The 26,831-nt window shown below is 74.2% G+C and carries 17 protein-coding genes; 5 read left to right on the top strand and 12 right to left on the bottom strand.

What is annotated here, in order from left to right; genetic code table 11:
* Positions 1–27: 27 nt before the first annotated feature.
* Genes ACIBK9_RS34435 through ACIBK9_RS34425 form a run of 3 tightly spaced genes read right to left on the bottom strand, consistent with a single transcriptional unit; the run spans position 28 to position 2,629 of the window.
* Positions 28–1,221, bottom strand: coding sequence for a hypothetical protein (locus ACIBK9_RS34435; protein WP_397162755.1), 1,194 nt, complete (start codon positions 1,219–1,221; stop codon positions 28–30).
* Entirely contained in the window at positions 1,218–1,745 is a 528-nt protein-coding gene (locus tag ACIBK9_RS34430) for an RNA polymerase sigma factor (protein ID WP_397162754.1), read from the bottom strand. Before ACIBK9_RS34430 ends, ACIBK9_RS34435 begins: the two co-directional genes overlap by 4 nt.
* 53 nt (positions 1,746–1,798) lie before the next feature.
* Complete coding sequence (locus tag ACIBK9_RS34425) at positions 1,799–2,629, bottom strand: patatin-like phospholipase family protein (protein ID WP_397162753.1); 831 nt, start codon at positions 2,627–2,629, stop codon at positions 1,799–1,801.
* Between the two features lie 227 nt (positions 2,630–2,856).
* Here ACIBK9_RS34425 and ACIBK9_RS34420 point away from each other — a divergent pair, with 227 nt between their 5' ends.
* Complete coding sequence (locus ACIBK9_RS34420; protein WP_397162752.1) at positions 2,857–3,015, top strand: hypothetical protein; 159 nt, start codon at positions 2,857–2,859, stop codon at positions 3,013–3,015.
* Between the two features lie 84 nt (positions 3,016–3,099).
* Here ACIBK9_RS34420 and ACIBK9_RS34415 read toward each other — a convergent pair whose 3' ends face one another.
* Entirely contained in the window at positions 3,100–3,642 is a 543-nt protein-coding gene (locus ACIBK9_RS34415) for a GNAT family N-acetyltransferase (RefSeq protein ID WP_397162751.1), read from the bottom strand.
* A 54-nt stretch (positions 3,643–3,696) separates the two neighbouring features.
* Positions 3,697–4,686 carry a LuxR C-terminal-related transcriptional regulator gene (locus ACIBK9_RS34410; protein ID WP_358297283.1) on the bottom strand — a complete coding sequence of 330 codons (990 nt, stop codon included), beginning with the start codon at positions 4,684–4,686 and terminating at the stop codon, positions 3,697–3,699.
* A gap of 119 nt (positions 4,687–4,805) precedes the next feature.
* Between ACIBK9_RS34410 and ACIBK9_RS34405 the strand changes: the two genes are divergently transcribed.
* Complete coding sequence (locus ACIBK9_RS34405; protein ID WP_397162750.1) at positions 4,806–5,930, top strand: WD40/YVTN/BNR-like repeat-containing protein; 1,125 nt, start codon at positions 4,806–4,808, stop codon at positions 5,928–5,930.
* Positions 5,931–5,990: 60 nt separating this feature from the next.
* Here the strand turns inward: ACIBK9_RS34405 and ACIBK9_RS34400 are convergent, their stop codons facing one another.
* The 6 genes from ACIBK9_RS34400 to ACIBK9_RS34375 form a co-directional block, all read right to left on the bottom strand.
* Positions 5,991–6,932: a threonine/serine dehydratase gene (locus ACIBK9_RS34400; protein ID WP_397162749.1), complete on the bottom strand. Its 942-nt coding sequence runs from the start codon at positions 6,930–6,932 to the stop codon at positions 5,991–5,993.
* Entirely contained in the window at positions 6,929–15,226 is an 8,298-nt protein-coding gene (locus ACIBK9_RS34395) for an amino acid adenylation domain-containing protein (RefSeq protein ID WP_397162748.1), read from the bottom strand. The genes ACIBK9_RS34400 and ACIBK9_RS34395 overlap by 4 nt, the downstream gene beginning before the upstream one ends.
* Positions 15,223–19,902: an amino acid adenylation domain-containing protein gene (locus ACIBK9_RS34390; RefSeq protein ID WP_397162747.1), complete on the bottom strand. Its 4,680-nt coding sequence runs from the start codon at positions 19,900–19,902 to the stop codon at positions 15,223–15,225. Before ACIBK9_RS34390 ends, ACIBK9_RS34395 begins: the two co-directional genes overlap by 4 nt.
* Positions 19,903–21,878: 1,976 nt before the next feature.
* A complete protein-coding gene (locus ACIBK9_RS34385; RefSeq protein WP_397162746.1) occupies positions 21,879–22,370 on the bottom strand; it encodes a tetratricopeptide repeat protein in 492 nt (163 codons plus the stop codon).
* A gap of 100 nt (positions 22,371–22,470) precedes the next feature.
* The gene (locus ACIBK9_RS34380; RefSeq protein WP_397162745.1) at positions 22,471–22,830 is read right to left on the bottom strand and encodes a hypothetical protein; all 360 of its coding nucleotides are present in this window, start codon (positions 22,828–22,830) and stop codon (positions 22,471–22,473) included.
* Between the two features lie 51 nt (positions 22,831–22,881).
* Entirely contained in the window at positions 22,882–23,289 is a 408-nt protein-coding gene (locus ACIBK9_RS34375; protein ID WP_364342347.1) for a VOC family protein, read from the bottom strand.
* 84 nt (positions 23,290–23,373) lie between these two features.
* Here ACIBK9_RS34375 and ACIBK9_RS34370 point away from each other — a divergent pair, with 84 nt between their 5' ends.
* Complete coding sequence (locus tag ACIBK9_RS34370) at positions 23,374–23,949, top strand: TetR/AcrR family transcriptional regulator (protein WP_352360008.1); 576 nt, start codon at positions 23,374–23,376, stop codon at positions 23,947–23,949.
* Between the two features lie 90 nt (positions 23,950–24,039).
* On the opposite strand, the gene ACIBK9_RS34365 is transcribed toward ACIBK9_RS34370, so the two are convergent.
* Entirely contained in the window at positions 24,040–25,209 is a 1,170-nt protein-coding gene (locus tag ACIBK9_RS34365) for a cellulose binding domain-containing protein (protein WP_397162744.1), read from the bottom strand.
* 203 nt (positions 25,210–25,412) lie between these two features.
* On the opposite strand from ACIBK9_RS34365, the gene ACIBK9_RS34360 reads away from it, so the two are divergent.
* Together ACIBK9_RS34360 and ACIBK9_RS34355 are read left to right on the top strand one after the other, a co-directional pair.
* The gene (locus ACIBK9_RS34360) at positions 25,413–25,805 is read left to right on the top strand and encodes a VOC family protein (protein ID WP_397162743.1); all 393 of its coding nucleotides are present in this window, start codon (positions 25,413–25,415) and stop codon (positions 25,803–25,805) included.
* On the top strand, positions 25,802–26,677 hold the full coding sequence (locus ACIBK9_RS34355; RefSeq protein WP_397162742.1) for a sigma-70 family RNA polymerase sigma factor: 876 nt from the start codon (positions 25,802–25,804) through the stop codon (positions 26,675–26,677). The genes ACIBK9_RS34360 and ACIBK9_RS34355 overlap by 4 nt, the downstream gene beginning before the upstream one ends.
* Positions 26,678–26,831 lie beyond the last annotated feature (154 nt).

The raw sequence follows: 26,831 nt of genomic DNA, 5'->3' as shown, positions 1-26,831 counted from the left end.
GCCGGACGATTCTCGGGCGGCCCCCGGTCAGCGGCCGGCCGCCTTCAGGTCGATCACCACCTGGGTGCCCTGCGCCGTCCGGAACCAGACCACGCCCTCCTGGGTGTGCAGCGTGGGCGGGGCCTTGTCGCCCCTGCGCGTCGGCACGGGGAAGAGCCGGCCGGTGCGCTTCGTGGCGACGTCGTGCAGAGCCAGGGCGCGGCCGCCGGCGTCCCCCTGGTTGAGCAGGACGAAGCGGCCGGAGATCAGCGTTCCCGTGGCGTTCCCGGGCAGGTCCCGGCGGTCCGTCCCGTCGCGCCGCCAGGCCGTCGTCCTGTCGAGGCACCACACCGGGCCGCAGTCGGCCCACGACGAGCGCTTCTTGGCCGGGACCGCGTTCCTGGACCGGCCGGTGAGCACGTTCTTCAGGTGCTCCAAGGGCCGGGCGACGGGGTGGTCGACCGTCGGGTCGTGCGCCGGCCATCCGGCCCAGGGCCACTCGACCAGGTAGAAGCCCTTCGTCCCGCTGACCAGGGACACGTTCCCGCCCTTGAGCGGGGCCCGGTAGACGCCGCCGTCGGCGGGCGACCACACGGCCATGCCGCCGGCGATGGCCAGCTTCTTGAGCCCGGTGTAGGCGTTGTCGCTGGACAGCACGGCCCGCAGCGCCGCGATCCGCTGCGGGACGCCCCCGGTGACGGGCACCGCCCAGATCTCCGACCGGTCGTCCCGGAGCGCCGACCACGCCAGGTAGCCGTCGCCGAAGACCAGCGGCTCGTTGGTGACCTTGACGTCCCGCAACTGCGCGATCTGGGTGAACGCGCGCTTGTCGAGGTCGTACGACCAGATGCCGTCGAGCCGGTTCCCGGTGAGCCCCCGGCCGGCCACCACCCGGTCGGCGACGAACACGTCCGGCACGAAGACCCGGCCGCCGGGGCCGGTCGCCGGGATCTCGTGCACCGCGCCCGGCCACACCTGCTCGACCGGCGGCGACAGGCGGCCGGCGGCCGCCGCGGGCGGGGCCGCGGCGGACGGCGGCGCGGAGCCGATCGTCCGGGTGCCCAGGACGGTGACGCCCACCACGGCGGCGGTCGCGGTCGCCACCGCCACCGGCGCCCACCACCATCGGGCTGCCGTCGCCCGCCTGCGCGGCGACGGCGCGACCGGCGGCCGCCCGTCGTCCTGTACCGTCTCGGCCCTGGCCGCCATCGCGTCCCTGAGCCGGTCCTCGATCGTGGTCATGCCCGGCCTCCCAGCTCGCGCTCAAGCCGCTCCAGGGCTCTGGAGGCGGTGGACCGTACCGTGCTCTGCCGCAGGCGCGTCGCATCGGCGATGTCGGCATCGGACAGGTCGAGGTAGTAACGCAGGACGAGAACCTCGCGCTGCCGCCGGGGCAACCGGCCGAGCGCCGCGAGCATCTCCTGCCGCGACTCGCCCAGCAGCGCGATCGTCTCGGCCGAGTCCACCGGGTCGTCCCGCCGCCGCAGGATCGCCCTGGCGGCGACACTCCGCCTGCGCAGCAGCGAGCGCGAGGCGTTCAGCACGCAGACCCGCACGTACGCCAGGGTGAGGGTGGCCGGGCTCCTGCCGGGCAACCTGGAGAAGACGTCCTGGACGACGTCCTCCGCGCTCTCCCGGTCGCCCACGAGCAGCAGGGCCAGGCGGACGAGGGCGAGCCGGTGCTCCCGGTACAGGCCGGACACCACCGCGTCGGCGGCGTCGGCCGGCGGCGGCGGGGACGCGCGGGCGACGATCTCAAGATTCATGCACAGGGAACGCGCACCTGCCCCGATCCGCTGCGTGCCGGGCACGCCCTCGTTCAGGCCGGGGCGGAGCGGCCCGGCAGGTACGGCCCGACCAGTTCGGCGAGCCCGGCGGACTGGCGGCGTCCCTCCAGGTACACCCGTCCCCACCGGCTCCGGTCGCCGAGGTCCGGCCCGAACGCCTCCAGCGCCGCCTGGTCGGGCAGGATCCGCACGCCCCGCTCGACCGCCGGGCCCGGGAACAGGTGCCCGAGCGGCTCGACCAGGACGATCGCGCCCGCGCCCGCGGCGAGGTGCACGTTGGACCCGCCGCCGAGCGCGCCGTCCATGTACCGGCGTGCGCCGATGGTGATCGGGACGGCGTGGCCGGGGGCGGCGCTGCTGGCGGCGACGGCGGCGGGCAGCGGGACGCCGCTGTCGCCGCTCCAGACCACCGGCTCGCCGCTGACGGCGTCCACGGCGGTGATCAGCAGCGGGCGGCCGGGCCAGGAGTCGGCGCCGACGAGCCGGCGCATGGCGGTCAGATGGTCTTCCTCCGGCAGCGCGTCCGCCTCCAGGGCGAGCGCGCCCGCCTGGCGCAGCGCCTCCCGCGGGTCGGCGCCGGGCGCGTTGAGGATCTGCAGGACGCGCGGCATCACGGTCGGGTCCCCGACCAGCCGGTCCGGGGGCGCGGGCGGCAGGTCGGCGAGCTCGTCCAGGTCGCGTCCGGCGGCCAGGGCGGCGGCGGCGATCGCGCCCGCCGAGGTGCCGACGAGCAGATCGGCGTCCGCGAGCTCCACGCCCGCCGCGCGCAGGCCCGCCGCCAGGCCGAGCAGCCAGGCCGTGCCCACCGGACCGCCCGGCCCCAGGACGACGGCGACGTCGGCGGTGCTCGCTGTGAAGATCATGCCCCGATGCTACAAGGCGGCGTCCGGCGCGGGTCGTGCCGATTGTCCGGACCGGTGCGGGGGGCTGCCGGACAATCGGCCGGTCATCGAGACTGGGACCCCGCCGACGCTGTGACCTGTGTGTTCCCGCTCAGGCCGGAACAGGGTGACGGGCGGCGGCCCCGGGTTGTGCACTGGATCCCGTGCCCGGCCGGAGAACACGCATCGGACTGACGAGAGGTGACCGCATGACCAGGACCACACTCAGACTGACCTCGATCGGCCTGCTGGCCGCGACCGGACTCGCCCTGGCCGCCGGCCCGGCCGCCGCGAAGGACGACTACTACCCCGGCAACGGCGGGATCGCCCCCATGAGCGAGGACTTCCACCCCGCCACGGGCGGGTGAGTGCCGGGCCGGCTTTGAGCGACGCCAGGCCCGCGCCGCCACGGGGGCCGCGGGCCTGGTGGGCGGGGGCATGAGCGGCCCCGCCTAGCTCCGCGAGGCCGGCTTCCACTCCTGGACCAGGAGCCCGAGCAGCACCTGGTCCAGGAACTCGCCCATCACCCACGCGGAGGAGCGCAGCACGCCCTCGCGGACGAAGCCGTTGCGCTCGGCCGCGCGCAGCATCGCGACGTTGTCGGCCAGCGTCTCGATCTGCAACCGCTGCAGGCCGCGCAGGACGAAGCCGTAATGGCACAGCACCGCGACCACGTCGGTGCCGTAACCCCTGCCGCGGCAGGACGGCAGCAGCCCCAGCCCGATGTGCGCGGACCGGTGGTGGGTGTCGATGCCCCACAGCGTCGCCACGCCGACGAGCGCGCCGCCGTCGAGGTCCACCACGGAGAACGGGACGACCGCCTCCACTGTGTCGTCCACCACGAGCCGCGAGTCCTCCGTGCCGGGTGTGACCGGCCGCCACGGACGGTTTCCGGCCCGCGAGGAGTAGACCGGGTCGTCGTAGAGCTCGGCCCGCAGGATCGGGATGTCGTCCTCGTGGCGGGCCCGGAGCCCGACCTTGCCGCCCTTAAGCACCCCAGCTTCCTATCCGTCCGGATCGGGTGGCCGCAAACGATTTTGCGCGGGCGGTCAGGCGTCCGGGTCGCACCAGCCGCGGCGCGCCGCCAGCAGGCCGGCCTGGAAGCGGGTGCGGGCGCCGAGCCGGTCCATCAGCTCGCTGACCCTGCGGTGCACCGTGCGCAGGCTCACCCCGAGCTGGCGGGCGACCGCCTCGTCCTTGAGCCCGGCCGCGAGCAGCGTGAACAGCTCGGGGTCCGGCAGGTCCGCCGGGCGGGAGCGCGCGTCGTAGAGCGGGAGCGGCAGCGCCGCCCGCCACAGGACCTCGAACAGGGCGACCAGCGCGTCGAGCAGCGACGAGGAGTGCACGATGACCGCGCTGCCGGAGTGGGCCGAGGCGTCGGCGTTCAGCGGCAGGATGGCGGTCCTGCGGTCGGCGATGGCCAGCTTCATGGGCACCTCGGGGCTGACCCTGGCCTGCTCCCCGGCCGCCGCCGACTCCTGGGCGAGACGGAGCTTGCCGGGGATCTCCAGGGCCGAGGCGTCGTAGATGCCGCGCACCACTAGGCCGTGCGCGAGGCGTTCCATCTCGGGGGCGTTCTGCTGGGAGGGATCCTGGGCGTACGGGGGCCGGTCGAGGACCAGGAGCTCCTCGGTCGCGGTCTGCTGCAACTGGGTGAACCGCTGCACCACGGCCGCCTGCCCCTGGACGACCTCCACCAGCTCCTCGGGAGCCAGGTTCTCCGTCCGCGGCGTCTCGGCCAGCAGCGCGAGCGCGGCCAGCCTGGCCTGGGCCAGCCCCTCCTCGCGGCGGGAGATGAGGGCGGCCACCGCCACGTCGGGCCGGGTCGGCACGTACCGGACCGGACGGCCGGCCATGCGGCTGACCAGGCCGAGCGCCTCCAGCCGGGAGCACGCCCGGCGCAGAGCCACGGTGGTGCGGCCGGTGTGCGCGGCCAGCTCGGGCAGCGTGGTGCGCGGCCGGCGCAGCAGGGTGCGGTAGATCTGCTCGTCCTCGGCGTCCACGCCGACGGCGGCGAGGGCGTTGTCGTCCGCGTTCATGATCGAACAGTTTGACAGATACCTGCCATGGCGTGAACCAGCCGCGGGCAGACCTAGCCTGAGCATCGCATTCACCGATAGGAACGAACGCGTACCAGATTCCTGTCGGGGAGGCAGTGTTGAAGAAGGCGTTCACCATCGGACTCGCGACCGCGCTGACGGTCCTGTCCGCCGCCACGCCCGCCATGGCGAGGACCTCCAGTGAGGGTTTCGACGGCTCGGGCTGGAGCCGGCCGGTCTGCCAGACGGTCGCCGGTGACGGCTCTGTGACGTACGCGTGGAACGACGGCAAGAAGATCGCGTCCACCAGCGAGGTGCTCGGCCCGATCGTCTACACCACCGGGCTGGTCGCGCTCGACCGCCCGAACCAGTTGCTGGCCATGTCCAACAGGCGGTTGCTGGCCTCCAAGGACGCGGGCTGCACCTGGAGCGCGGCCGGCGAGGTCAAGGGCTCCTTCGTCGAGCTGGTCGCCGCCCAGGGCGGCCGGGCCTACGCCTGGGACCGCGACGGCAACCTGGCGCTCGCCACGCCCGAGGGCGTCACGCCGCTCACCGGGCCGGGCGGCGACCTGATCGGGATCGGCGTGGACCGGGGCGACGGCGACCGCCTGCGGGCGTCCGACCTGCTGGGCCAGCTGCACGAGTCGCGGGACGGCGGGCGCACCTGGCAGCCCGTCGGGGTGCCGGCCTGGTCCCCGAGCGACACCCGCATGTCCTACACGGCGGTGTTCGACCCGCACGACCTGGACCACGTGGTGCTCGGCGCCTCCGACACCGGCGCCCGCGTCACCTTCGACGGCGGCCGCACCTGGGCCTCGGCCGCGGGGCTGGCCGGGGACGGCGACCGGGTCAACGTGTTCAGTGCCGCGATCTCCCCGGCCGCCGGGAACGTCGTGTGGGCGATGGGGCTCAACCTGGCGGAGCTGGAGGCCGGCGTGCCGTCCGGCGGCCGGCACATCTACCGCTCGGACGACGGCGGCCGGAACTTCACCCCCGTCGTGGACCAGGACGCGGTGGTGACGATCCCCAACGGGCCGCTGCTCGCCCCGCACCCGAAGGACGCCGACGTCCTCTACTTCGACTTCGGGACCGGCTGGTCGGCGATCGGCACGGACATCTACAAGTACGAGTCCCGCAAGGATCGCGTCACCGTCAACCACAACGCCTACGACCGGGTCACCTCCATCGCCTTCAACCCCGCGCACCCGGGCGTGATGTACCTGGGGGTCTCCGAAGAGGCGTAGCGGCCGTCCCCGCCCCTCGCGTCCCATGGTGGTTCCGCGTCATGGGACGCGAGGGCGGCGTCACTCCGCCTGCCGGGCCGCCGGCTGGAGGGCGGGCGCCACGTTGCCGCCGGAGACGATCGCCACCACCGGCCCGTCGGGCAGAAGTGCCTGATGGGCCAGGTAGGCGGCGGTGGTCACGGCCCCGCTTGGCTCGGCGCGCTCGCCCAGCCGGTCCCACAGCAGCTCGGCGGCGGCGTCGATGTCGTCCTCGCGAACGGTCAGCATGTCGTCCACGTGCCGCCGGATGTGCTCCCAGGCCAGCTCGCCGAGGACGGGGCCGCGCAACCCGTCGGCCCGGGTGCGGTAGGTCAGCTCCACCGGCCAGGCCGTCCGGGCGCCGCTGCGGAAGCTGGCCGCGCCGTCGGCGGCGAGCTCGGGCTCGACGCCGATCACGGTGATCGCGGGGTCGGCGGCCTTGGCCGCCACCGCGACGCCGGCCAGCAGGCCGCCGTTGCAGACGGGCACCAGGATCGTGCCCGCCTCGGGAAGGTCGAGGACGATCTCCGCCCCGGCGCTGCCGTGCCCGGCGATCACGTCGAAGTCGTCGGAACGCACGACGGTCGCGCCGAGATGGTCGGCCAGCGCCAGGCAGGTGATCTCGCGCAGCGCCGGCGGCACGATGACCACCTCGGCGCCGAGCCCGCGGGCCGCCTCCACCTTGAGCTCCGGCGCGGTGTCGGGCAGGACGACGGTGGCCCGCAGGCCGTGCCGGGCGGCGGCGTAGGCGATGGCCTGGGCGTGGTTGCCCGAGGACTGGGCCACGACGTGCGTGATGCCCCGACCGGCCAGCCGGGCCACCGCGTTCGCGGCGCCGCGCACCTTGAAGGAGGCGGTGGGCTGCCGGTTCTCCGGCTTGAGCCAGAGGCGTTCGCCGGGCAGCCGCAGCAGCGGCGTGCGCCGGACGAACGGGGCGATGCGGGCCGCGGCGGCCCGCACGTCGGACGCGGATACCAAGATCATCCGTTCAGCACCTTCTCCTGGATCGCGTTCAGGTCGGCGGCGGCCTCCGAGGGCGGCGCCGCGTCGGGGATGAGGTCCTCGATGTGGTGCAGCGGCCGGTGACGCAGCCCGAGCAGGCCCCAGATCACCAGCAGGACGCCGCTGGCCAGCAGCACCGCCGCGGCGCCGCCGCCCGGCCGGGAGGTCAGCGGCTCCGCCCATTCGGCCAGCGGCCCGGCCGACAGGAAGCCCAGCGGCTGCATGGCCGTGGCCAGCATGACGTTCACCGCCAGCACCCGGCCCTGCAGGTCCGGCCCCACCTTGGTCTGGATGACCGACAGCCAGTGCGCGTTGCCGATGCTCATGCAGGCCAGCCGGACGAACAGGCCCACCGCGACCAGCCCCACGACCGGCCACGCGCCCATCAGGACGACACCGACCCCGGAGCCGATCACGAAGGCGATCATGCCGGTCGCCCGGCGGCGGCTGCCGCCCCACACCAGGATCACGCCCGTGCCCACCGCCACGCCGAGACCGCCGGCGGCCGTCACCACGCCCAGGTCGGCCGAGCTGCCGATGGACAACACGATCGGGGTGATGAGCACCCACATCAGCGCGGTGCAGAAGTTGACCACCGCGAAGAAGACCGCCATCACCAGCAGCGGCCGCCGCCGGCGGATGAAGCGCCATCCGCCGCTCAGCGCCGCCCGGAAGCTCTCCTCCCGCCGGTGGAAGAGCCGGTTCGGGAACCTGACCGCGAGCAGCGTCCCCACGCCGATCGCGAAGGTGGCCACGTCGATGGAGATCACCGCCGACAGCCCGAACAGGCCGATCAGCGCCCCGCCCGCCAGCGGGGCCACCACGTTGCCCGCGCCGAATCCCAGGTTGGCCATGGCGTTGGCCTGCGGCAGGTACGGCTTGGGCACCAGCTGCGCGATCGCGGCCAGGTAGGCGGGCTGATGGAACGCCGTGACCATCGAGGTGACGGCGACGATGAGACAGACGTTCCACAACTCCAGCCGGCCGGTCGCCATCAGCAGCACCAGCGCCCCCATCGCCAGCCCGGACAGGGCGTCGCAGGCGAGCATGATCCGCCGCCGGTCCACCCGGTCGGCCAGCGCGCCGCCCAGCGGGGTGAGCAGCACGGCCGGGATCTGCGCCAGCATCGTGACCAGCGCGAGGTCCAGGATCTCGCCGCTGCGCTGGTAGGCCCAGATGCCCAGCGCGAAGGCGCTGAGCGCGTTGCCCACCGCCGACGCGAACTGCCCGCCGGCGACGGTGTAGAAGGAGCGCAGGCCGGTCCGGTCAGGCGGGCGCACCGGATCCGGGAGCTCGCCGTCCGACCAGCGCCGTAGCTGGCCGAACACCAGGGCGGCCAGCGGCTCGGCCTGATGGCGCAGGAAGTAGTGACCGGCCCTGGGCAGCACGGCGTGCCCCACCCTCGACGCGAAGGCGCCCCATTCGGCGTAGCGCTCCTCGTGCAGCTGGGTGGCCCGGTCCCGCTCGCCCACCAGGCACAGGATCGGCGCCGCCAGCCGCGGGCCGTCGGCGGCCAGCTCCCGGGTGAACCACTCCTGCGCCTGCGTGGAGTCGTGGCGCATCGCGCGCACCGCGGTCGCCTTGGCGGCCTCGTCCATGTCGTCGAGCAGGCCGCCCGACGCCCGCAGCGCGTCGCGGAACAGCCGGTCGGAGACCAGGCGGTCGCCGCGGAACAGCTTCCTGGCCAGGCCAGGCAGCCGGGCGGACGGGAAACTGCCCGCCGCGATCACGCCCAGCACCGGCACGCCGTCAGCCTCCAGCCTGCGGGCCAGCGCCACGGCCGGCGCGGAGCCGACGCAGTGCCCGTACACCGCCACCGGACGGCTGATCGAGGACTTCGCCACTTCGGCGGACAACGCCTCGACGAGGTCCTCCAGGGGCAGCGGCAGCTCGTCGGGTCTGGCGGGGTCGTGGCCGGGCAGCTCGACCGAGAGCACCTCCACCCGGTCGCCCAGCGCCTGGGCCAGCGGCTGGTAGACCGCCGCCGACCCGCCGCCGTACGGCACGCACACCAGCGTGAATTCGCTGGCTCGGCCGCCGCCCAGGCGGTGCAGCAGGCCGCCGCCGCTCTCCTGGCCGAGGAAGGCGGCCAGCTGGGCGACGGTGGGCCGGGTGAACAGGTCGATCACGCGCAGCCCGCGGCCGATCTCCTTGACCGCGCGGACGGCGGCGAAGGAGTCGCCGCCGAGGGCGAAGAAGTCGTCGCCCGCGCCGACCCGCTCGACGCCGAGCACCCGGGCGAAGGCCCCGGCGACCAGCTCCTCGTTCGGCGTCGAGGGCGCCGCGTACGCGGCCTGCTCGGCCACCGGCTCGGGCAGGGCCGCCCGGTCGATCTTCCCGTTCGGGTTGAGCGGCAGCCGGTCCAGGGCGACGACGTGCGCCGGGACCATGTAGTCGGGCAGCCGCTCACGCAGCGCCGAGCGCACGGCCGCGGCCTCCACGGTCGCGGGCGTCACCCACGCGGCGAGCTGCCTGGCCTTGCCCTCGCCGACGGGCAGCACCACGGCCTCGGCGACCTGGGGCAGCGCCCGCAGCGCGGTGGTGACCTCGCCGAGTTCCACCCGGTAGCCGCGCACCTTGACCTGGTCGTCGACCCGGCCGCGGAACTCGATCTGTCCGTCGGTGGTGAGGCGCAGCAGGTCGCCGCTGCGGTAGCAGCGTCCCTGCCCGGTCAGCGGGTCGGGGACGAACCGCTCGGCGGTCAGCTCGGGCCGGCCGATGTAACCGCGGGTGACCCCGGGGCCGCCGACCACCAGCTCGCCGGGCACGCCGGGCGGCACCGGCCGCATTGCGGCGTCCACCAGGTGGCCGTACACGCCGGGCAGCGGACGGCCCAGCGGCACGATGCCGGTCCGCCGGTCGGCGGGGATCTCCTCGGTGTCACACACCAGGCAGATCATCGTGGACTCGGTGTGGCCGTAGTGGCTCTGGATCCTGAGCTCGGGCCGGGCGGCGCGGGCTCGTTCCACCAGGTCCCACGGGCACGCCTCGCCCGCCAGGATCAGCAGCCGGCGCGGCAGCACGGCGGCCAGGTCACCGCCCGAGGCCAGCAGCTCCAGGTGGCTCGGCACGCACTTGACGACGTCCACCCGGTGCTCGGCCAGGTAGTCGGCGAACGCGGCCGGGTCCATCGCGGTCTCGCGTGGCAGCAGGTGGACGGTTCCGCCGGTGGTCAGCGCGCCGAACACGCAGGTCAGGCCGAAGTCGGCGGCCGGCGTGGAGACCACCGCGAACGACCCGCCGGGGACGTCGATGCGGGGGAGCATCCCGTTGAGGTAGCTCAGGACGTTGCGATGTTCGGCGGCCACCGCCTTGGGGGTGCCGGTGGAGCCGGAGGTGAAGATGACGTGGTGCAGGTGTTCCGGTCGCACCGCGCTTTCCGGCCTGGTCTCCGGGAGGTCGGGCAGTCGGTCCAGTTCCAGGACCCGCACGTCCGGGCCGAGGCGGTCGGTGAACTCCGACATCGTGATCACGGCCCGGACCCCGGCGGCGTGGAGCATGGTCGCGATGCGTGCCGCCGGATAGGTCGGATCCATCGGCAGATATCCGCCGCCGGACTTCTGGATGCCGAACAGCGCGCTCGCCAAGGAGGCGCCGGGCTCCAGCAGCACGCCGACGGCCTCGTCCGCGCGTACTCCGGCTTGGAGCAGCCAGTGCGCGATGCGGTTGGCGGAGGACTCCAGTTCGGAGTAGGTGAGGCTGCGGTCGGCGCCGACCACGGCGGGCGCGTCGGGGGTGGTGTCCACCCACCGTTCGATCAGGTGGTGCACGGCCTGGCCGGGCGCGTCCGTGGGCGCGGGACCGGCCAGGACGGGCCCGGTCACCGGCTCCAGCGGCACCGCGCCGACCGGCGCGTCCAGGTCGGACAACATCCCGTCCAGCAGGGCGAGGTACCAGTCCACCAGCCTGCGGACGGTCGCCTCGTCGAACAGGTCCGTGCGGTAGCCGAAGCCGCCGCGCAGCGGCGATCCTGGACCGCTGTCGAGCACGTACAGGTCCAGGTCGAACTTCGCCGTCCGCTCGGGGAGCTCGATGGAGGTCGCCTCCAGGCCGGGCAGCTCGGGACGTCCCTGGTCGGGGATGTAGTTGAGCATCACCTGGAACAGCGGGGTGGCGGCCAGGTTGCGTTCGGGCCGCAGCCGGTCCACCACCCGGTCGAACGGCGCTCCCGCGTGGGCGAGCGCTCCCAGCGCGGCCTCCCTGACCCGGTCCAGCAGCTCCCGGCCGGTCGGGTCCCCGCCCAGGTCGGCGCGGACCACGACGGTGTTGATGAAGCAGCCCACCACGCCCTCGGTGTCGGGATGGTCCCGCCCGCTGACCGGCACGCCGACCGCGATGTCGTGGACCGCCGACAGCCGCGCGAGCAGCGCCTGCAACCCGGCCAGCAGCACCATGAACGGCGTCATGCCCGGCGCCGACCGCACCTTGGCCGCCAGCTCCGCCGGCAGCTCCACCTCCAGCGAGGCCCCCGCCGGGTCGGCCACCGCGGGCCGAGGACGATCCGTCGGCAGGTCGAGCACCGGCGGCAGCCCCCGCAGCCGTTCCGCCCACCAGTCCAGATCGGCCAGGGCCGGGACGGGCGCCACCTCCGCGTACTGGGCGGGCGGCGGGCCCGGGGGCGGGCGCAGTCCCAGCCGGGCGGCGTACAGCGCCGACAGCTCCGACTGCAGGAGGCCGCGCGTCCAGGCGTCCGTGGCGATGTGGTGGAAGGTGAGGGAGAGCACGTGCTCCGCGTCGTCCACCACGAACAGGACCGCCCGCATCGGCGGCTCCCGGTCCAGCGCGAACGGCGTGGCCAGCTGCTCGGCCACCGCCCGGTCGACCTGGGAACGGTCGATGGTCACGGTGGTCACCGGCACCTCCGCGGCCGGCCGTACCTCCAGGACCGGTTCGGCGCCGGTGGCGACGATCACGCTGCGCAGCACCTCGTGCCGCTCGGCCAGGTCCCGGACCGCGCCCAGCAGCGCGTCCGCCTGCAGCGGCCCGCGCAACCGCAGGGTCATCGGGACGTTGTAGGCCGTGCCGTCCGGCTCCAGCTGGGCCAGGAACCAGAGCCTGGCCTGGGCGCCGGACAGCGGCGCCGGGCCCTCCACGCGCTCGCGTCGCGCCACCGCCGCCGAGGCGGGGCGGGGGAGCGCGGCGGCCAGGTCGGCGAGCACGGAGTGCTCGAAGAGCAGCCGCACCGGTACGGCGACGCCGAGCTGCTCGCGCAGGCGGCCCGCCACCCGGGTGGCGGCGAAGGAGTGGCCGCCCAGCGTGAAGAAGTCGTCGTTCGCCCCCACCTGGTCCACGTCGAGCACTTCGGCCCACGCCTGGGCCACCAGTCGCTCGGCGGCCGTGCTCGGCGGCACGAAGGCCGCCGCCTCCTGCTGCGGTTCGGGGAGGGCGGCTCGGTCGATCTTGCCGTTGGGGTTGAGGGGCAGGTGGTCGAGGGTGACGATGTGGGCGGGGACCATGTAGTCGGGCAGCCGTTCGCGCAGCGCCGACCGGACCGCCGGGACGTTCGCCGACGCGGGGGTGACCCAGGCGGCGAGCTGCCTGGCCTTGCCCTCGCCGATCGGGAGGACGACGGCTTCGGAGACCTGGGGGAGGGCTCGCAGGGCGGTGACCACTTCGCCGAGCTCGACCCGGTAGCCGCGGACCTTGACCTGGTCGTCGACCCGGCCGCGGAACTCGATCTGCCCGTCGGCGGTGAGGCGGAGCAGGTCGCCGCTGCGGTAGCAACGCTCGTCGCCGGTCAGCGGGTCCGGGACGAAGCGTTCGGCGGTCAGGTCCGGCAGCCCGATGTAGCCGCGGGTCACCCCCGGGCCGCCGACGACCAGCTCACCTGGCACGCCGGGCGGGACCGGCCGCAGCCGCGAGTCCACCAGATGGCCGTAGACGCCCGGCAGGGGACGGCCCAGCGGGACGATCCCGGTCCGGCGTTCCGCGGGGATCTGGTCGGTGTCGCAGACCAGGCAGATCATGGTGGATTCGGTGTGGCCGTAGTGGCTCTGGATGCGCAGGCCGGGTCTGGCGTTCTGGGCTCGTTCGACGAGGTCCCAGGGGCAGGCTTCGCCGGCGAGGATGAGCAGTCTGCCTGGTAGGACGGCCGCCAGGTCGCCGCCGGAGGCCAGGAGTTCGAGGTGGCTGGGGACGCATTTGACGACGTCCACCTGGTGGTGGGTCAGGTAGTCGGCGAACGCGGCCGGGTCCATCGCGGTCTCGCGCGGCAGCAGGTGCACCGTCCCGCCGGTGGTCAGCGCGCCGAACACGCAGGTCAGGCCGAAGTCGGCGGCGGGTGTGGAGACCACGGCGAACGAGCCGCCGGGGACGTCGATGCGGGGGAGCATCCCGGTGAGGTAGCTGAGCACGTTGCGGTGCTCGGCGGCGACCGCCTTGGGTGTCCCCGTGGAGCCGGAGGTGAAGATGACGTGGTGCAGGTGCTCGGGCCGGACGTCCACGCGGGGTCGATCGGCGGGCAGGTCGGGCAGTCGGTCCAGTTCCAGGACCCGCACGTCCGGGCCGAGGCGGTCGGTGAACTCCGACATCGTGATCACGGCCCGGACTCCGGCGGCGTGGAGCATGGTCGCGATGCGTGCCGCCGGATAGGTCGGATCCATCGGCAGATATCCGCCGCCCGATTTCTGGATGCCGAACAGCGCGCACGCCAGGGAAGCCCCGGACTCCAGCAGCACGCCGACCGGCTCGTCCGCGCGCACCCCGGCCTCGATCAGCCAGTGCGCGATGCGGTTGGCGGAGGACTCCAGCTCGGCATAGGACAGGCTGCGATCCGCGCCGACCACGGCGGGCGCGTCCGGGGTGGTGTCCACCCACTGTTCGATCAGGTGGTGCACGGCCTGGCCGGGCGCGTCCGTGGGCGCGGGACCGGCCAGGACGGGCCCGGTCACGGGCTCCAGCGGCACCGCGCCGACCGGCGCGTCCAGGTCGGACAACATCCCTTCCAGCAGGGTGAGGTACCAGTCCACCAGCCTGCGGACGGTCGCCTCGTCGAACAGGTCGGTGCGGAATTCGAGCACGCCGTCGAACCCGTCCCCGCGATCCTCCAGCGTCAGGTTCAGATCGAACTTGGCCGTCGGCGACGTCAGCCGCTCGGCCACGACCTCGACCCCGGGCAGGCTCATCGGGGTGACGCTGTCGTACACGTTCAGCATCACCTGGAACAGCGGGGTGACCGACAGGTTCCGCTCCGGCTGCAACCGCTCCACGATCCGCTCGAACGGCGTGCGGCTGTGGGCGAAGGCGTCCAGAGCGGTCGTGCGGGCCCGGGCCAGCAGCTCGCGCCCGGTGGGGTCGCCGCCGACGTCGGTACGCAGCACCAGGGTGTTGAGGAAGCAGCCCACCACGCCCTCGGTGTCGGGATGGTGCCGCCCGGCGTGCGGGACGCCCACCGCGATGTCGTCGCTGCCGGCCAACCGGCCCAGCAGCGCCTGCAGCCCGGCCAGGAAGACCATGAAGGGCGTCGTCCCGGCGGTGGCCCGCACCTTGGCCGCCAGCCCCCCGTGCACCTCGAAGCCGACCGTGCGCCCGCTCCAGGCCGGCACGGCGGGACGGGGCCGGTCGGTGGGCAGGTCGAGCACCGGGGCCAGCCCGGTCAGCCGCCGCGTCCACCAGTCCAGGTCGCTCTCGCCGGCCGTCTCGTGCGCGTTCTGGCCGGCCTCCCAGGCGGCGACGTCGGCGTACTGCAGGGCCGGGGGCTCCGGCCGGGGGCCGGCGCCGAGCCGGGCCGCGTACAGCGCCGACAGGTCGCGCAGCAGCACCTGCTCCGACCAGGCGTCGGTGACGATGTGGTGCAGGACCAGCACGAGCACGTGATCGTCGGCGCCGAGCCGGAACACCGTGGCCCGCATGGGCGGCTCGGCGTCCAGCCGGAAGGGCCGCCAGGCCTCGGCCCGCAGCTCCCGCTCCAGCGACCCGGGGGTCACCTCCACCACGCTGACGGGCACGCCGGCGGCCGGCCGCACCCGCCGGCCCTCGACGACGCCGCGCAGCACCCAGTGCCGCTCACCGACGTCGGCCAGCGCGCCGGTGAGGGCGTCGAGGTCCACCGGCCCGCGCAGCCGCAGCGCCTGCGGCACGTTGTAGGCGGGGGAGTCCGGCTCCAGCTGGGCCAGGAACCACAGCCGCTCCTGGAGCGGGGACAGCGGCATGTCCGCGGCCGACAGCGCCGGGATGCCCGCCGGAGCGGCTTCCTCAAGGGTCTCGGCCGCGGCCCGCGCCGCCGCGAGCCGGGAACGGAGCAGGTCGGCGACCCGGTCCCGCTGCACCTCGGTCATGCCTCCACCCCGTCCGTCAGGTCGGCGAGCAGCAGCTCTTCCAGGCCGGCGGCGAAGTCGGCGAGCACCGGACGGTCGAAGAGCAGCCGCACCGGCACGGCGAGCCGCAGGACCTCGCGGAGTCGTCCGGCCACGCGGGTGGCGGCGAAGGAGCTGCCGCCCAGGGCGAAGAAGTCGTCGTCGGCCCAGACGGCCGGACGGCCGAGCACCGCCGCCCAGATCGAGGCGACCATGATCTCGGCGTCGGAGTCGGGCGCGACCCGTTCGGCCTGCGGGCCGTCACCGGGCTCGGGCAGGGCGTCCCGGTCCACCTTGCCGCTGGACAGGGTGGGCAGCGCGGCCAGCGCCACCCACCGCCGCGGCACCATGTGGTCGGGCAGCCGGGCGCGCAGATGTCGCTCCACCGCCGCCGGATCGGCCGTCTCGGGCGTGACGTAGCCGACCAGGTGGGCCTGGGCGCCCGCGCCGGACACGGTCACCGCGCCCTGGGCCACCTCGTGCAGCACGGCCTCGACCTCGCCCAGCTCGATGCGGTAGCCCCGGACCTTCACCTGATGGTCGCGGCGGCCGTGGAACTCCAGGGTCCCGTCGGGCCGCCGGCGCGCGAGGTCCCCCGTCCGGTAACACCTGCCGCCGGGGACGAAGGGATCCTCCACGAATCCGGACAGACCCGGACGGTTCCGGTATCCCCGGGCCACGCCCGCGCCGCCCAGCAGCAGTTCGCCCACCGCGCCCGGCGGCAGCAGCCGCAGCCGCGAGTCGACGACGTAGGCCCGCTCACCGGGCATCGGCGAGCCGATCGGCACCGGGCCGGGCTCGCCGGCGGACACGCGGTGCATGGTCGAGGTGACGGTGGCCTCGGTGGGGCCGTAGGCGTTCCACAACTCGCCGGCCCGCGCCAGGATCTCCGCGGCCAGGCCCGGGTCCAGCGCCTCGCCGCCGGTGACCGCGCGCAGCTCCGCGTCGCCCGTCCAGCCGGCCTCGATCAGCATCCGGTACGCCGTCGGCACCAGGTCGAGCACCGTGGCCTTGGCGGCCGCCTCGGCCAGCGCGTGACCGTCCCTGGCGGTGGCCCTGTCCACCACCACGCTGGTCCCGCCGCAGGTCAGGACCGTCCACAGCTCGGAGGCCGCGGCGTCGAACGTCAGCGGCGCCACGGCCGGCTGCACGTCGTCCGGGCCCAGGCGCAGCGCGGCCGCCGTGCCCGCCACCAGGGCGGCCAGGTTCGCGTGGGTGACCTCGACGCCCTTGGGCGTGCCGGTCGAGCCGGAGGTGTACATCACGTACGCCAGGTCGCCGGGCCGGACCTCGGGCAGCTCGGCGCGGCCGTCGAGCGCCAGCCGGTCGAGGTCCAGGACGTCGAGCCCCGGCACGCCGCCCCTGGCGAGCACGACGCCGGCCCCGGCGTCCTCGGCCAGCAGCCGCAGCCGCTCGGCCGGGTGCTCGGGATCCATCGGCAGGTAGGCCGCGCCCGCCCGCCACACCGCCAGCAGGACGGCGGGCATCAGCTGGTCGCGCGGCAGGCAGACGCCGACGACGTCCCCGGGCGCCACGCCGTGCTCCAGCAGCGTCGCCGCCGCCCGGTCGGCCCAGTCGTTCAGGTCGGCGAAGCTCAGCGACGTGCCGTCGGGGCCGACCACGGCCGTTCCCGTGGTGTGGGCCGCGATCGACCGCGGCACGGTCGGCAGCGGTCGCGGCAGGTCCGGCCCGGCGGCCAGCGCCAGCAGCGCGGCCCGCTCGTCCGGGGTGACGAGCTCCAGTTCGCGGCCGGGGTCCGTCATGGCGTGCCGGAGCAGCGCGATCAGGCGGTCCACGTACGCCTCGGCGCGGTCCCGGCCGAGCAGGGCGGTGGCGTACTCCAGGTGCAGCTCACCGCCGGACGCCGTGCGGTTGACCAGCACGCTGAGCTCGTGGCCGGCGGCTCCCGAACCGAGCTCGGTGAGCAGTTCCAGGCCGTCCACGCGCACGGGGACCTCACTGTGCTGCATGGCCAGCAGCACGGCGGCGCGGGGCAGCTCGGCGGGCGGGATCTCCTGGTGGATCAGCGCCCGCGTGGTGGCGTCCGCGGCCTGGCGCACCAGGTCGCGGAAGGTCGCGGCGTCACCGGTCCGCAGCCGTACCGGCACGGTGTCGACCAGCGGGCCGACGACCCCGGCGAGCTCGGCGCCCGCGCGGCGCGCCGCGACCGCGCCGATCAGCGTGTCCGGTTCGGCGCCGGCCAGGGCGAGCCCGGCCAGGTAGACCGCGAACGGGGTCGCGCCGCACCGCCTGGCCAGCGCGGACACGCCGGCCACGAACTCCTCCGGCAGCGGCCTGGTCACCCGCGCCGCCGTCAGGTCGGCGGGCGCCGGAGGCGTCACCGGCGCGCCCGACAGCTCCCGCTGCCAGAACTCGCGCAGCCGCGGCAGCTCGGGATGCCCTTCCTGCTCGCGCACGGCCACGTCGCCGACCTGGACGGCGGGCCCGGCCACCGGCCGTCCGGCCAGCCCGGCGGCCAGCTCGTCCATCAGGATGCCGACCGAGCCGCCGTCGAAGGCGAGGTGATCGGTCACGACCACGAGCTCGGCCGCCGCCTCGCCGGTCCAGCACAACTCGGCCCGGACCAGCGGCACCTCGTCCGCCACGTCGAACACGTACGCGCCCGCGCGCCTGGCCACCCGCTCCGGGTCGGCCCCTGGGCCGTGCTCGGCGAACGGCGCCGGAACCGGCGGATGCGTCACGGCGTACGGCACGCCGTCCTCGCCCACGGCGACGGTGCTGCGCAGCACCTCGTGCCGGGCCACGACGGCGTCCAGCGCCGCCCGCAGCGGCGCCGCGTCCCGCAGGCCGCTCACCCGCAGCCGGACCGACACGGTGGTGACCGGCTTGCCCGGATGGAGCTGCCGCAGGGTCCAGAACTCGCGCTGCATGCCGGTCAGCGGGTACGTGCTCCGGCCGCCGTCCCGCCGCACCGGCTCCTGGACGGTCTCGCGCAGCCGGGACGCCAGCCCGGCCGCCGTGGGCTCGGTCAGGAACGCCGCCGGCGGCACGGTGTGCCCCAGCCGGCGCGACAGCTCGTTCACCACCTTGACCGCGGCCAGGGAGTGCCCGCCCAGGTCGGCGAAGCGGTCCAGCACGCCGATCCCGTCGAGGCCGAGCACCTCGGCGATGACGTCGGCCACCAGGCGCTCGTCGTCGGTCCTCGGCGCGACCGGCGCGGCGGCGACCAGCCGCGTGGAGCCGAGCCTCGGCAGGGCGGCGCGGTCCACCTTGCCGGTGGGGGCCAGCGGCAGGGTCTCGCTGATCCCGATCCGGGCCGGGACCAGGTGGCCGGGCAGCCGGTCGCCCAGCCACTCGCGCAGCTCGGGCTCGCTCACCCCAGTCGCGGCGGCATGGCCGACCAGGTGGGCGGCCCCGTCGTCGCCGGTCTGCGTGAGCACCACGGCCCGCCGTACCGCGGGGTGGCCGCCCAGCACGGCCTCCACCTCGCCGAGCTCGACCCGGATGCCGCGGATCTTGACCTGGTCGTCGGCCCGGCCCGCGTAGCGCAGCTCGCCGTCCACCCGGCGGACCAGGTCGCCGCTGCGGTAGACGCGGCCGCCGTCCGGGCCGGAGCCGAACGCGGGGGAGTCCACCCCGAGGTATCCGCGGGCCACCACGGGGCCGCCGATCCACAACTCGCCCAGCTCGCCGTCCTGGACGGGCAGGCCGTGCGCGTCGCGCACCGACAGCACGGCGCCGGCCAGCGGCTCGCCGAGCGGCGGCGCGCCGTCGAAGTCGCGTCCCGCCTCGAAGAAGGTGCAGGCGGTGCTGCACTCCGTCGGGCCGTACATGTTGAGGACGCGCCGGACGTTCGGGTTGGCGTAGATCTGGCGGATCAGCGCGGCGGTCAGCGGCTCGCCGCCCGACACCACCGTCCGCACCCCGGCCGGCAGCGGGTCGCGCAGCAGCACCGACAGCGCGGACGGGACGCCGAACACGGTCGTCACCTCGTCGCGGGCGGGCAGGGACGGCAGCGCCAGCAGGTTCTCCGCCATGATCACCGTGCCGCCGGCGACGAGCGGGACGAACAGCAGCATGATCGAGGCGTCGAAGCAGATCGACGCGCTGGCCAGCATGCCGCCCAGCTCCTCGGCGGTGTACGCCGACGCGCCCCAGGCCAGGAAGTTCATGGTGTTGCGGTGCTCCACGACCACGCCCTTGGGCGTCCCGGTGGAGCCGGAGGTGTAGATCACGTACGCGGCGTCGGCGGCGTCTCCCGCGACGCCGGGCGCGTCCTCGCGCGGCGCGACGTCATCGACGTGGACGACCTCCGCCCCGGTGAGGGCGGCCGTCGGGGCCAGCGCCGTCGCGGAGAGCACGGCGGTGACCTCGGCGTTCGCGGCCATGAACCGTAAGCGCTCGGCGGGGTAGGCGGGGTCGAGCGGCACGTAGGCCGCGCCCGCCTTCCACACGCCGAGTAGCGCCGGGAGCAGCCATTCGCCCTGTTCCAGGCAGACGCCGACGTGGTGGCCGCGTCCGATGCCGCGGTCGAGCAGCGTGTGGGCGATGCCGTTGGCCCTGCGGTCCAGCTCGGCGTAGGTGAGGCGGGTGGTGCCGGCTATGACGGCGATGCTGTCGGGACTTTTCCTGGTTTGGATGGATATGGCCTCGTGAACGCGTGTGCCGGCCCCCGGGCCTTTCACGTCGTCGGTCATGGTGTCTCCCCGTAAAACCCACCGCGATTGGCGGCAAATACGTACAAATTGCGCGATGAAGCATAATCCGCATGATCGCTTTGTCGAGTGCTTTCCGGGGCGGAGTTGGCCGTCAGCGTGAATGACGTCCCGTAAGGTTTTCCGGTCAAACTCCAGGGGATTCTGTGACCCTGTGTAGTGGCTGATCGCCGGGTGGCGAATTCGTGATCCCGGCCGGCGGAAGAACACCCGTTCCGTGGGGGTGGCGTTCCTTGTTTGGGCCTGCCGATGGTCTCCGTCCTGTGCTGGTGCTGGTGCGGGGGTGCTGGCGTGGTGGAGGTGTGGCGCCGACGAGGGCCTCGGGTGCCGAGCCTCCTCAGGAAAGGGCAAGAGGGCCGGGGGCGTCCGAGGGTTCATGGCGGCTAGGGTCCGACCGGGCTGGTGGTCGGCGCGAACGAGGTCGGACATTTGGCGGAGGAAACCTGCGGCCGGGTGGCGGTGCGAGGGGGCGCCGGTAGAGAGCGGACGGGCGGCATGGCCGGGCGGCGCGACAAGGTGAGGCAGCGGGGTGCCCGGCCGGTGGCGCGGTGGCGCTGCGGTCACGCGGTACGGCGGGAACGTTGGGCGGCGCGGCAGAGGCCAGGCGGCGGGGCGTGCGGCCGGTTGGGCGGTGCGGCCCGGCGGCGCGATCGGGCGGAACGGCGGCCCTGGGACGTTGGGCGGCGCGGCACAGGTGAGGGGGCGTGGTCGGGTGGCAGGCAAGGGGGGGCAGTGCAGCAAGAGGGCGCGGCGGGGTGCGGCCCGACGGCGATCGAGCGGTACGGCGGGGCGGGGACGTTGGACGGCGTGGCGACCGTACGGCTGGACCGGGATGTCGGGGTGGGGCGGCTCGGCGGGGCAGTGCGATGGAGTGCGGTGAGGTGGGGGTGGGTGGCGTGGCCGGGTCGAGCGTCGCCGTGTTCGACAGCGACGTCGATGAGCCGTTGCTGGGGCGCGCCGGGCTTTGGCGTGCTGAGTCCTCTGGAGGAGGTGGCCATGCCTCCGAGCTGGCCTTTAGTGGGTCGCAGCACGGCGGGCACCTGGGCGGGCTTCTTGGGCGCTGGCGCGTGGTGGCCGCCAGGCCGGCCGACTTCGTGGGGTCGTCTGGCTGGCAGGCTGACGGCCGGTCTGGTGGGCAGCGCGGTGGATGGTCTGGGAGGGCGGCCCAGCGCGCTGTCCGGTGGTCGGTCTGGAGCTGCTTGGCGGGCGGGCGGCCACGGGTCTCGCTCGTCGCTGCCCGGGCTGGCAGGGCAGCCTTGTTCATCGTCGTCCGAGCTGGCAGTGCGGTCCTGCTCATCTCCGATAGGCGGGGGCCGGGGGCCTGGCCATTGTCGTCTGAGTCGGCTGGGGTGGCCGGGGTGTTGTCGTCCGAGTCGGCCCGGGCCGTCCTGGTGTTGTCGTCTGGGCGGCCGGGGCGGGCCTGTTCGTCGCCGTCCGAGCGTGTCGGATGGGGGCGGTCGCTCTGCCGGGAACTGGTGGAGGTGTGTCTGGTTGGCGTGCCTTCGCTGCGCCCACTCTCGCCGCGCCTGACGTGGGCGCGCCCGGTCTGGCTGCCCTGGCCGCGCACACCTTCGGCCCGCCGGGCGGCCTGGAGGCATGGAAAGGTCCCCGGCTCCGAGCTCTCCGGCCCCAGCTTCCCGACCCCAGTTCCCCGCTCCCGCTCCCTGCTCCCCGGCCCCGGCTCCCGGCCCGTTCGCTCCTGGCTGTCCGCTCTGGGGGCGTCCGCTCCCGGTCTGCCCGTACTCCCCGGCCCTCGCCACCGGACCACCGGGCCATTGGGCCTCCGGGCCGCTGGGCCGCCGTGGGTGGGGGCGAGACGCTCGGGTGGGGTGGTGGTCTTAAGTAATTGGGCGCCGTTGTCGTTCGGGAATTAGGACTCGTTGTTGAGGAATTCGCCGAAGGGGCTCTGGGGGTTCGGGGGGATTGCTCTGGTGCGAAATGGTGTTGGGAAAATCGGTTCAGGGTTTCGTGGATGGGGTGACAGAAGAATTGTTGGAATTCAGTAGGTTGGCCAGACGGTCCAGGCCGCCTCTGACGAGTCGGCCGTATCCGTCGTCGGCCAGGGCGTCGATCCCGGCTCGGGCCTGGTCGAGGTGGTCGCGGGCGCGGTCGGGATCGCCCAGCTTGCGATAGCACTCGCCCAGGTTCAGGTGCAGCGACGGGTACAGCGCCGCCACCGGGAGCGCCACCCCGGCCTGTGCCACCTGCTCGTCGGTGACCTGGTCGGCGGCGGCGAGCGCGCGCAGGTCCCATATCAGCTCCTGGCGCACGTCGTCCTGGACGTCGGCCATCGAGTGGGCGAGAACGCAGACGTGCAGCGGATCGCCCTGCTCGCCGCCGATGTCGTCCCAGATCTGCGCGAACAATTCGCGAGCGGCTTCGGGCCGGCCTTGGTGGTGGTGTAGGTCCACCCCTTGGCCGATCCTGGCCATCGTCGGATCGGCGGTCATCGGTGCTCCTTCACTCTCGCGCGAAACAGCGGTCAGCGTACTTGTCCGGACCGATCAGGAGGGCCGCCGAGCCGTGACCGCCGCCGTAATTCGGCGAGCTTCATCCGCGCTGGAGACGTTCGAGGTGCGGCAGTTCGGCCGCGCGTGGGCGGCCGGGCCGAGTGTCCAGGAGCCGCCATCGGGTGGTGACCCCGTCCGGGCCGTCGAGCGTCCCCCGCGCCAGCGCGGCGTCGATGCGGGCCCGTACGTCGGCCTCGGCCGACGCCTCGGCCGCGAACAGGACCCGCACCCGGACGACGTCGCCCCGCCGGTCGGCGGTCGTGTGGTGCGCCGCGATCGGGCAGGGCGGCTCGTGCTCCCAGTGCCCGCACAGCGCCACGGTGATCGCCGCGCCGGGGGCGCGCACATCGCCGTCCGCGTCCATGACGATCGTCGCCTCGTGGGCGAAACCCGTACGCACCCCTTCATGATTCACGTACGCGTACGACGGGTCCAGCGCCCGGCGCCGGTCTCACTCGGGCGCGTACTGGGACGCGTACTCCTGCGAGGGCGGGATCGGCGTGATCACGTCCACGAGGACGCCGTTGGGGTCGGCGACGATGAAGTGCCGCTGGCCGAAGTCCTCGTCGCGCAGCGCCAGCTCAGGGGTCAGCCCCTCGCGCCCGACCAGGCGCTCCCACTCGGCGTCGACGTCGGCGACCTCGAAGTTGATCAGCAGCCCCGCGACCGGACGGCGGTAGGCGGCGGGCAGTGTCGGGTGGCGGTGGTCGAGCAGGGCCAGCTCGTACGGTCCGCGGCGCAGGCTCACGTACCAGTCGGCCTCGAAGGTCACCTCATATCCGAACAACCGGACGTAGAAGTCCTTCGACGCGGCCAGGTCGGCCGTGCACACCACCGGATACACGCTGCTCAGCTCCATGCGTTCCTCCTCATCAGTTTCACGTACCAACGGTATGTGGGCGTACACTATTTGGGATACCGTCGGTATGTCAAAGGGGACGCAGTGACCAGGACGGAGCAGAAGGAACGCACCCGCCGCACGTTGCTCGCCACGGCGCGGCGCCTGTTCGCGACCAGGGGCTATGCCGGGGTGGGGCTGGCGGAGATCGTCGGCGAGTCCGGCGTCACCAAAGGCGCCCTCTACCACCACTTCGAGGGCAAGCCCGACCTCTTCCGGGCCGTGCTGGAACAGGTGCAGCGCGAGGTGGCCGACCGGGTGGCCGCGGCGGCCGACGCCGAGGACGACCCGTGGGCGCAGCTCAAGGCGGGCTGCGCGGCGTTCGTCGCGGCCGGGGCCGATCCCGACGTGCAGCGGATCATGCTGATCGACGGCCCCGCCGTGCTCGGCTGGAACGAGTGGCGGGCGATCGACGAGGCCACCAGCGTCCGGCACCTGACCGAGGCGCTGGCCGCGCTCGTCGCGGCCGGCGCCATCCCGGCCCAGCCGGTCGCGCCGCTGGCCCGCCTGCTGTCCGGGGCGATGAACGAGGCCGCGCTGTGGCTGGCGCAGTCCGCCCCGGACGAGCTGGCCGACACCCAGGCGGCGCTGTCCCGCCTCCTCGACGCCCTACGCGCCTGAAGCGGCTGGACGAACCGGGCCGGTTGGCTCGGCGGGGCAGGGCTGGTGGTCGCCGTGGTCGTCCCCGCCGAGCGGTTGCGAGCCGGAACGTCAGCCCGTCGCGCAGGTCTTGCCGTTGAGTGCGAAGCTCGCCGGCGAGGGCGGCGCGCCGCCGCCGTACGTGGCGGTGAACCCGACCTGGGTCTGCGAGCCGACCCCGATGACCTTGTTCCACTGCTTGTTCACGCCGGCCACCCCCGCACCGGCCTGGGTCCAGTTCGCGGACCAGCCCGAGACGAGACGCACGGCGGCCGCCGCCGGGTAGTCGACCGTCAGCGTCCACCCGTCGACCGGAGCCGTGCCGGTGTTGCGCACGACGAGCTCGGCGTCCAGCCGCGGCCCTCCCGTCGTGGCCCGGTACGTCACCGTGCACGGCGCGCCCGACGATGGGGTGGGCGACGGCAGCCCCTCCCTGGCCAGCGCGGACAGCGGGTCGGACGGCACGCTGACGTTGCCGCCCGCGTCCTTGGCGACCACGACGTACGTGTAACGCTGCCCGACGACCAGGCCGGGTTCGGCGAAGTTCAGGCTCGGCGGAAGGACCGTGCCGACCTTGCTGTACGCCGTCGCCGTCTCCCGGTACACGTCGTACGCCGTCACCGCCACGTTGTCGGTCGACGGCTGCCAGCAGAACGTGACGCCCGGGTAGTCCTGCAGGCAGGCGTCGCGCAGCCCGGTGGGCCTGGACGGGGGCACGTGGTCGCCCGGCAGCGGGGTCGGCGAGCTGGTCGGGGTCATCCCGAGCGTCGCCGGCACCGTGATCAGGGCGGACGGCGGGCTGAGGTGCCCCGCCAGGTCCCTGGCCACGACGTACATCGTGTAGAGGCGGTTCAGCTCGCCGGAGAAGCCGCCGATCGTGCCGGTCGTGCTGCTGGCGAGGACGAATCCATCCGGGTCCAGGCGGTACAGGTCGTACCCGGCGACGCCCGTGTCGTCGGAGGAGGCTGCCCAGCAGATGGACGCGTAGCCGGTCGGGTTGGCGGCGAACGGCACCGGGCACGGCCGCAGCCCGCCGGGACGGGTCGGCGGCGCGTCGTCGGCCGCCCCGGAGACAGCCGCGACAGCCGCCCCGGAGACAGCAGCCGCGGGGACGGCCGCGTGCGCGACGCCGTGCGCCGCCGGGACGGAGGCCAGAGCCGTCCTCCCGGTCGGGCCGATCGCCAGCGCGGCGAGGAACAACGCCAGAGTGAGGAATCCGAGGGTGAGGCCAACCGCTCCCAAGGATCGTCTGCCAGGCCGCATAGGGCCCCCTTCTGATCGAGCCTGCACCCCCTCGCAGTGATCGTGAACGAGTTTTCATGTTCCGTAAAGCTGGGAATCCGCCGGGCCGGACCGGCCGTGTTACCTTTTCCCGCCGCCACTCGTCATGGGTCTGACGACCGAGAACGAACGGTCGTCAGACCCACGAGTGAATCGAGAGCAGGATGCTGACCACCATCATGTACACCACGGTCTACGTCACCGACCAGGACCGCGCGCTGGAGTTCTACACCGCCGGGCTCGGCCTGGACAAGCGCATCGACGTCCGGGGGCCCGACGGCCGTTTCCTCACCGTCGGCGTGCCCGGGAGCCCGGTCCAGATCCTCCTGTGGTCGCATGCGAGTGCCGCCGGGCAGCCGGGCGACGCGGGCGGGAGCGGCGCGCCGGGCCCGCTGATCCTGGAATCCGACGACCTGCGCAAGGACTTCGAGGTCATGCGCGGGCGGGGCGTCACCTTCGAGGAGTCCGAGCCCGTGGACTACCCGTTCGGCGTCCGCGCCGAGGCGGTGGACCCGGACGGCAACCGGATCTCCATCCGTCAGCAGCGCAGGCCGTGACCGTGCACCCGTCCGGCCCGGTGGCCGAGGCGTTCGAGGCCCAGCGCGACCGGCTGCGCGCCGTCGCGTACCGCGTGCTGGGCTCGCACGCCGACGCCGAGGACGTGGTCCAGGAAGCCTGGATGCGGCTGGTCCGTCAGGACGTGTCGGCCATCGGCAACCTGGCGGGCTGGCTGACCACCGTGGTCGGCCGCATCAGCCTGGACCTGCTGCGATCCCGCCAGACCCATCCCGAGACGGCGTACGGGCAGGAGTTCACGGACCTCCTGGCGACGCCCGACGGCGAGCCCACGCCGGACGAGCAGGCGGCGCTGGCCGACTCGGTCGGCCTCGCCCTCCTCGTGGTGCTCGACTCGCTCACCCCGAGCGAGCGGCTGGCGTTCGTCCTGCACGACCTGTTCGCGGTCCCGTTCCAGGACATCGGCCACATCCTGGGCAGGTCCGCCGACGCCGCCAAGATGATCGCCAGCCGCGCCCGCCGCAAGGTCCGGTCCACGGACCGGGCGGCGGGCCCCGGCCGCGAGCACCGGGAGGCCGTGGACGCCTTCCGCGCCGCCGCACTCGGCGGCGACTTCGAGGCGCTGCTGCGGGTCCTCGCCCCGGACGTGAAGCTGACCGTGGACACCCCCGGCGGCGTGGTGGTCACCCTCGGCGCCACCGCCGTCGCCGCCGGAGCCCGCATGTTCTCCGGCGAGGTCGCCGGGCAGCGGCCCGTGCTGGTGGACGGGCTCCCCGGCCACCTGTCCTGGCGCGCCGACGGGACCCCGCTGTCCGCCATCGCCTTCACCGTCACCGGCGGCCGGATCACCGGCATCCACATCGTCGTCGACCCGGCCAAGCTCGCCGCGCTCGACCGGCCCGGCCCGGCCTGAGCCGGTGGCGCCAAGGCCGGCCCGGGCCCGGCGCAGCGTGCCGACTCGGGCGCGGTAGAAGCGTGCCGGCCCGGGCGCGGCAGCCGTTCCGGGTCGGCCGGCCGGCGTCGTGAATGTCGCGTCTGGACCGGTTGAAAGGCGGCCCCTACCATGG

Origin of the sequence: Nonomuraea sp. NPDC050227 (assembly GCF_044459705.1) — a bacterium.
Lineage (GTDB): Bacteria > Actinomycetota > Actinomycetes > Streptosporangiales > Streptosporangiaceae > Nonomuraea.
The sequence above is the reverse complement of the archived record's forward strand: the minus strand, read 5'-3'. Positions and strand labels throughout refer to the sequence as shown.

Excerpts from the sequence above, each read along its gene's own strand:
- ACIBK9_RS34435 (WP_397162755.1), bottom strand. The coding sequence starts at position 1,221 with ATGACCACGATCGAGGACCGGCTCAGGGACGCGATGGCGGCCAGGGCC.
- ACIBK9_RS34430 (WP_397162754.1), bottom strand. The coding sequence starts at position 1,745 with ATGAATCTTGAGATCGTCGCCCGCGCGTCCCCGCCGCCGCCGGCCGAC.
- ACIBK9_RS34425 (WP_397162753.1), bottom strand. The coding sequence starts at position 2,629 with ATGATCTTCACAGCGAGCACCGCCGACGTCGCCGTCGTCCTGGGGCCG.
- ACIBK9_RS34420 (WP_397162752.1), top strand. The coding sequence starts at position 2,857 with ATGACCAGGACCACACTCAGACTGACCTCGATCGGCCTGCTGGCCGCG.
- ACIBK9_RS34410 (WP_358297283.1), bottom strand. The coding sequence starts at position 4,686 with ATGAACGCGGACGACAACGCCCTCGCCGCCGTCGGCGTGGACGCCGAG.
- ACIBK9_RS34400 (WP_397162749.1), bottom strand. The coding sequence starts at position 6,932 with ATGATCTTGGTATCCGCGTCCGACGTGCGGGCCGCCGCGGCCCGCATC.
- ACIBK9_RS34395 (WP_397162748.1), bottom strand. The coding sequence starts at position 15,226 with ATGACCGAGGTGCAGCGGGACCGGGTCGCCGACCTGCTCCGTTCCCGG.
- ACIBK9_RS34390 (WP_397162747.1), bottom strand. The coding sequence starts at position 19,902 with ATGACCGACGACGTGAAAGGCCCGGGGGCCGGCACACGCGTTCACGAG.
- ACIBK9_RS34385 (WP_397162746.1), bottom strand. The coding sequence starts at position 22,370 with ATGACCGCCGATCCGACGATGGCCAGGATCGGCCAAGGGGTGGACCTA.
- ACIBK9_RS34375 (WP_364342347.1), bottom strand. The coding sequence starts at position 23,289 with ATGGAGCTGAGCAGCGTGTATCCGGTGGTGTGCACGGCCGACCTGGCC.
- ACIBK9_RS34360 (WP_397162743.1), top strand. The coding sequence starts at position 25,413 with ATGCTGACCACCATCATGTACACCACGGTCTACGTCACCGACCAGGAC.